The sequence below is a fragment of the Synechococcus sp. UW179A genome (assembly GCF_900473965.1).
Taxonomy (GTDB): Bacteria; Cyanobacteriota; Cyanobacteriia; order PCC-6307; family Cyanobiaceae; genus Synechococcus_C.
In genome coordinates this window covers 1-5578 of the sequence record NZ_UCNJ01000011.1, presented here as the reverse complement: position 1 = coordinate 5578, position 5578 = coordinate 1, and the positions used below count along the sequence as shown (strand labels likewise).

The 5578-nt window shown below is 47.7% G+C and carries 2 protein-coding genes and 1 pseudogene; all 3 read left to right on the top strand.

Annotation, left to right across the window (positions count from 1 at the left end):
• Nucleotides 1-1522, top strand: a 1522-nt coding sequence (locus tag DXY31_RS16770) for an Ig-like domain-containing protein (RefSeq protein ID WP_170953550.1), incomplete at its 5' end; no start/stop codon positions are given.
• Nucleotides 1523-1667: 145 nt separating this feature from the next.
• Nucleotides 1668-2693: a hypothetical protein gene (locus tag DXY31_RS04385; protein WP_137024896.1), complete on the top strand. Its 1026-nt coding sequence runs from the start codon at nt 1668-1670 to the stop codon at nt 2691-2693.
• 655 nt (nt 2694-3348) lie between these two features.
• Nucleotides 3349-5578, top strand: a pseudogene (locus DXY31_RS04375) (calcium-binding protein); the annotation flags it as partial.

The following is a 5578-nucleotide window of genomic DNA, read 5'->3' as shown; positions in this document are numbered from 1 at the left end:
TGCTGCCGCTGAAATCAACACCAGCTACGCATCAAGCAGCATCAGCAATCTCGGCGATGAAAATCTCAACGTCAGTTCAGGAACAGCAACCACCTCGGAAGCCAACACCCTCGCAGCTGCCACAACCGGTGTGGTCACGGCAACCATCTCAGATGGCGATATGGCGACACTCGCGGGGCTCAATGAAACTGGCAATGCTTATTCCATCACCATTGCCGATACGTCCGTTTTAACTTCTGCTTTAAACAGTCTTGGTGACAAAACCACAGTCGCCATCAATGCCACCAATATCAACAAACTTACAGGAACTGCTACAGACCTCATCAGCCTCTATGTCTCCTCAGGCATCAGCGATCTGGGCAGTGAAATAATCACCCTCACTGATACATCGCTCGCCGCTTCCATACTCAACGCACTCGATGGCAACACATCCGGCACCATCGATGCCGGAACCATCAATACACTCACTGGCACAGCAACAGATCTGAACGCAGCCTATGCCTCCTCGGGCATCAGCAATCTCGGCGATGAAACAGTTACTCTCATCGACACCTCCCTTGCAGCGTCAATTCTTAACACATTAGATGGACATACAACGGGCATCATCGATGCCAGCTCCATCAGTGAACTCATTGGCAGCGAAAGTGATATCGCAACAAGCTACGGATCAGAGGGCATCAGCAATCTCAACAAGGAAGCAGAAACTCGCACACCTTCCATTGCACTGTCATCGGCGGTGACATCACTGAAGCGGGGACAGACGGCGAAAGTCATCTTTACTCTCTCAAGTCCATCGAGTGATTTCACCGAATCTGATCTCAATTATTCGGGCGGCTCTATTTCAAACTTTACGGGCTCAGGAACCAATTACAGCGCCAGATTCACACCAGCCATCGATAGCACAGAGGATGGAATTATCTGCGTTGAGTCGAACAAATTCTGCAATTCATCGGGCAACTTCAATCGCGACGGATCAGAGACAGACAACACTCTCGTGTTTTCAATTAACACCATTGCCACAGTTGAACGATCAAAATCTATAGAGTCAGACAAAACAAGCGCTTCAAAAGGAGGAATCGATTCAGATAATGACGGTGTCGAAGATATAATTGAGCGCGAAACCGATCCTTTGAGTCAACAACCCTGGGACCACAATGAAGACGGAATTCCAGACTTCAAACAAAGAGATGTCGCCTCCTTCCCATCCTCTAAGAATGGGAGATCAAGCCTCCAGTTGATCAAAAACACGCTGCTTGACCAAGCAACACAAGTTGGTGGGTTATTAATCTCACGCATCGCACTTCGCTTCCAGGGAATCAAAAAAGAAGCAGAACGCATGAAGGGAGAGAGCATTAACGCTCTCAATAAGATTATTCGAAGTAAAGACAACACTAAAACCCAAGGAAGCACAAACTCAGTCCTTAATACAACCGATCAAGCGAGCTTCCGACTCGTGCCTGAAGTGATCGCCGAGGGGGGGGGTTCCCAAATCCGAAAGCGCAGCCTACAGAGATGCCGCTAACCAACAATTTTCAAATACGATTCACCGCGTCGATTATCGCTTCGACAACGATGAATCCCTATGGAACGCGCTGGTCAAACCGGATGCATCTGGGCAATTGCGCTTCTTTGGTTTTGACCCGATCACAGGCCTCGGAGGAATCCTCATGGATCGAGACGGCGATGGCAGACCAGATGGGGCAACCTTGTTCCTTCAAGACAACGCCCCCGGAGACATCAACCCCGACCCATTCATCATCGAAGACCCAATCGGGGCAGCTGAGCTGCAAAGTCCACCCAGACTGACGACCACAGCAGATGGGCTAGGCCTCACCGTTGAAGGACCGGAGGGCCTTGGTCTCTGGGTCAGACTTAACACTGAAAGTGCTGACAAAGAATGGCAAGATAGCCTCCTTTTGATCAGCAATAAACGAAACCGAATTGGTGAAATCGGAGCAACCATTGACAATCAAAATCTCGGTCGTAATGAGATCTACTTGCAGGTTGGAGAAGAACTGCGATTCCGAAACTCAAGCAACGACAATACGAACCAAACCTCTCCTGCGATCAAACTTCAAGAGAGTAACAAGGATGGAAGTTGGTCGTTAGTGGTGAATGAGGAGTCCGGATCTTCAGACCGAGAGTCCAACAAACTAGAAATCTCCATCAGCGGCCATCTGACGCCGGAAAATCTTGACAACTACCTGATAGCTCGGTCGCAAAACTCTCTACAAACAGGGATTCTTAACCTGCAAGCTCTACACCAAGACATGGTGACTCTTAGAGTCGAAGTAAATAGCGATTCCGAATCACAAAGCCGACTCGCCTTCGTACGATTTGATGACGACAGCGACGTCTTGAGTGTCAACGGGATCAAGGCCGATGGAAGTGATGCCTTCCAGAATATGGTTCGACAATCACTCATCAATCCCAACGAAGAACAAATTGACCTCACTGGAAACGAAACAACCAGTCTGGAATGGACCATCAAATCCAGCGAATACGGCCTTTACGCCCCTGTCATGATTACCGGGAGTGGATTGATCTATACAGCTAACAATGCTTCCGCTAACAACACGCCAAACAATCTCAAGATTTTAGGCATGAATCACTTCGGCTTCGAAGACAATCAGCACAGTGGAAGTAGTGACTGGGACTACAATGATCTAACTGTTCAAATTTCTGTAATTTAATTCGCATAAAATCCAAATTAATTATTAAAAGATGGAACAGCCATAAGCCTGCTTCACTTCAACGATTTTGCGCGCCGGGAGACGCAACAGAAGCATGGAGCGCTTGAAAAGCATCAATCCGCTGGGCAGTTGAGCCAGAACGGCGATGCTGCCTGTAGCAGCAACTCAACGATAGGGGTCAAAGAGACTAGGCAGGCTGGTAAGCCGAAATACCCGATCAGCTCACCAATACTTTGTTTGCTTCTGAGAAACTCAAAACAGACAAAGCATGACCATTGGCAAACGGAAAAACCTCCACCAAACCAGTATCGAATGCCTGCCTAAAGGTGTGAACAACACAGCAAACCAGCACCCACCAACTGCCTAATCCAGGGCGAGATCTGGGGCTGAAACCTACAAAGTTGAGATCAATCGCCCCCACAGGGATCACCAGTCGTGGGCCAGCGGGCAGAGCGATCCCAGCAACGACGAGGCGAGCTGAACAAATCTGCACATGAATTTCTCGCACTATCAGGCCCATACAGACGTTGGCAATGCTTGGAAATAGCTAAGAATTAGGTGAGTGATTGCTGAGACGATCGGGGATGCCCATAGCTGCAGCTGGTTACGTCGTGATCATCAGGAGCTTGCTGCGCCTTAACAGGGGGAAGGTGCAATGAGAAATCCAAGCGATGCGTCATCAGGCGAGAGGCCAGAAGTTGCGACTGGGAGAAGCAAAACAGAAAACACCATTAACGAAGACCGCGCGCATCCTTACCAACCGACCGGAATTCAGCTCAACCCCGCAGAAGCCACTCCACCAAGAGCTACCCAGAATTCCCCCCAGCAGATCTCAGAGCAGACAACCCACCCCATTGATGTTGACAGCGGAATAGGCCACACCCTTTCTGAACATGAAAACGCATGGCAAAGCAGCCTGCACAGAGCAGCAAAAAATGGCGATCTAATTTCCTCAAGCAAAATAGCTTTAGACCTACTAGAAATACCCACAAATCTTCAAGAAATCAACGCCCAGCTAACGGGAAAAAACTACTCATTACTTCCTGAGATTGTTCTACTTCCAAGCCAAAAGATGTACGGCCGTAGCGGCGCGTATTCTTCGTCAAATGGCAAGATTTTTCTGAACCAAGACTGGCTCAAAACGGCGTCATTTAAAGATAGCACCAGAGTGCTGAATGAAGAGCTTGGTCACCACCTCGACCAGATTCTCAACAGCAAAGACACAAAAGGCGACGAAGGGGAATATTTCGCTGAATTGCTTGCGCGAAGCGATCAAGACCAACCAATTGATGATTTAGTCAGGGATGAAATACAAAGCGACGATGACCATGGAATGATCATCCAGGACGGTAAACACCAAGAAGTTGAATTCTCAGCCTGGAATGGGACAAGAACAAGATGGGTGAGGGCCGGAAAAGTTTATATTGACGATACCAAGAAGGCAACGAAAATCGTTGGAACCACCGGCAATGACAGCATCAATGCTGGCTGGGGTGAAGACTGGATTTACGCCGGAAAAGGCAACGACAAACTGATCGGTGGGTCACACAAGGATCAATTGTTTGGTGAAGATGGCAATGATTACCTTGTCGATAAATCAACCAATAGCCGAGATAATAAGTCAAACCATATGTTTGGCGGTGATGGCAATGACATCTTTATCGGAGGCAATAAAGCAGACATCCTTCGAGGAGATGGCGATAACGAAGCAAAGGAAAACTCCCGCAACAAGGGTAGCGATTGGATCAGAGGCAACAACGGAAACGATCTGCTGACTGGCGGAATTGGAAATGACGTTTTATCGGCAGGGGCTGGGCAGGACCGTCTCCATGGTGGACCTGGAGCTGATTCCCTTTCCGGTGGGACGGTTTCCGGCAAAGGACCGCATGGCCTCAACCCATATGCCCACATTTTTCAAAATGATGGCGATTCTCATATCTGGACGAATGCGGGCGGCTTAGAGACCAGTCCAACACTTTCACTCGGATCAACCATTGAATTCAACAGCGGGGTTGATGTTATCTACAAATTCAACCATCGAAAACACAAACTCTATTTACCGAATAATTCATACAATGTCCTGTCGGCAGGCGATTCTCTTGCCAGCCTCACTATTGGCGATAATTACTTTATCCAAGGATCTTACTCAAGAGATACATTTCAATCAAAAATCAATCCCAATGTTCAAGGGACGTTCACAACAGGCACAGGAAATAATCACATTTCCTATCTTGCTCTATACAACGCACAGTCAACTAGCTTTTTTGATAGCAAAAATACAAACTTTCTTGTCATTCAGTTCGACACCCTCAATGGCTCAGACCCTGAGGATCTCAACAAAAAATTAGCTGATAATTCATATGCCTTACAAAAAGTTCCAGTCCTGATACAAGGACCTTCCGGCAGAGCAGGGGATTATTCTACTGCACTCAATCTGCTAGAAAATACGAAGCAAGTTTATACTTATACTAATGCCTCCTCCGAGTACTTTGGGCCTAACGTTGCTCCCATAAACAGGAGCAAGCAAACCTATTGGTTCATCAGAGGCGGTGACGACGCAGACAAGTTCACAATCAACCGATCAACCGGTTTATTGGAGTTCACAACCGCTCCGACCTACGGCAACAAAACAGATGCCAATGGAGATGGCATCTACGAAGTCAATGTTCATGCCACACATAGCCCAAAAACACTCAATGATTTCGACCTAAAGAGGAATATTAATAGCGTTGATGTTTGGCAATCTTTATCGATAACGATTACACAACCAAGTGATCCCGATATTGCTGATGTCACTGTTGCCAAAGATGAAAACATCACTCCTGGCACCGAAATCACTGACCTGAATGATGCCTCCGGTGGTGATACCGACGCCGATGGCAGTG